Source organism: Pedobacter sp. 01T416_2 (genome assembly GCF_056398925.1).
This window is the reverse complement of the sequence record NZ_JBFTQI010001106.1, coordinates 1-1,386: the sequence shown is the minus strand read 5'-3', so window position 1 is coordinate 1,386 and position 1,386 is coordinate 1. Positions and strand designations below refer to the sequence as shown.

The 1,386-nt window shown below is 38.1% G+C and carries 1 protein-coding gene; it reads left to right on the top strand.

Annotation, left to right across the window (positions count from 1 at the left end):
* The first annotated feature begins 142 nt into the window (after positions 1–142).
* A complete protein-coding gene (locus AC1DPQ_RS27770; protein ID WP_477585056.1) occupies positions 143–1,042 on the top strand; it encodes an MBL fold metallo-hydrolase in 900 nt (299 codons plus the stop codon).
* Positions 1,043–1,386 lie beyond the last annotated feature (344 nt).

The following is a 1,386-nucleotide window of genomic DNA, read 5'->3' as shown; positions in this document are numbered from 1 at the left end:
CGCAAGAATAATCCACTAGGGCCAGGACACGAACCCGGACCAACACCAGGTTCGGGAATATAACTGGTCGGAATATAATTTACGAACAAAATGATTAAATTTAAACCACAGCAACTGCTGTGGTTTTTAGCTAAATCCCAAAATGGAAAGAAGAAATTTTATCAAAAACTCGGCATTGGCCATGGCCTTGCTTTCAATTTATAAATCAGATGTTTTTGCACAGCAAGCGCTAATGCGTGCTTACAACTTTAAACCATTGCGCAATAATGTAGGGGTATTTACCGAACAGGGCGGTACAATAGGGTGGTTAAATTCGAGCAATGGTTTTGTGGTGGTAGATGCCCAGTTTCCAACTTCGGCGCCGCATGTGATCGAAGAATTAAAAAAACTAGGCGAAAAACCTTTCAAATACCTGATTAATACCCATCATCATGGCGACCATACCGCTGGCAATATCTCCTTTAAAGGATTGGCCGAAAAGGTTGTGGCGCATCAAAACTCCTTAGTTAACCAGAAAAGAGGTGCAGAGAAAGCAAATAATTTAGATAAACAGTTATTGCCCGACACTACTTTTGGAACAAAATGGACAGTAAAAGTAGGGGATGAGAACATAAAAGCTTCTTATTATGGCTCTGGTCATACCAATGGTGATGCCGTTTATCATTTTGAGCATGCAAATATTGCGCATGTAGGCGATTTGGTTTTCAACCGTAAGTTTCCTTACATTGATCGGGAAAACGGTGCACACATCGGCAATTGGATCACGGCATTGGATAAAATTTTGACTCAATTTGATAACGATACCCTGTTTATCTGGGGACATAGCTTAGATCCTGAAAAAGTAACAGGAAACAAAGCAGATGTTAAAGCTTTTCAAAATTACTTGCAGAACCTTTTAACTTTTGTGAGCGGAGAAATCAAAGCAGGAAAAAGCAAAGAAGACATTCTAAAAGCAAGCTCAATTCCAAATGCAACAGAATGGAAGGGAGATGGCATCCAAAGGAGTTTAACTGCTGCTTATGATGAGCTGAAAGGTGTTTAGCAACTAAGCTTATAAAAAATTATTAACCACATATAAAAGGATGTACACAGATAAGGATATAATGCCTGTAAAATCTGTGTGCATCTGTGGTTAAACAAAAATAATTATCACTGCAGCAACGAACATCCAAATCTATTTTCAATTTATAAACGTTCTATATTTAAAATAATCCTTTCAAGGTCATTGAATTACCATAGGCTTTAGTGTTTAACAACTATATTTGTTACAATTCAAAATCTACAGCTCATGGATGATTTTATCGCAGCCCGTTCCCAAATGGCCTTATCGTTAGGCTTCCACATCATTTTTTCCTGTATTGGCATGGTTATGCCTTTCTTTATGGC

Bases quoted from the DNA above. Each gene is read 5' to 3' on its own strand.
- AC1DPQ_RS27770 (WP_477585056.1), top strand. From the start codon at position 143: ATGGAAAGAAGAAATTTTATCAAAAACTCGGCATTGGCCATGGCCTTG.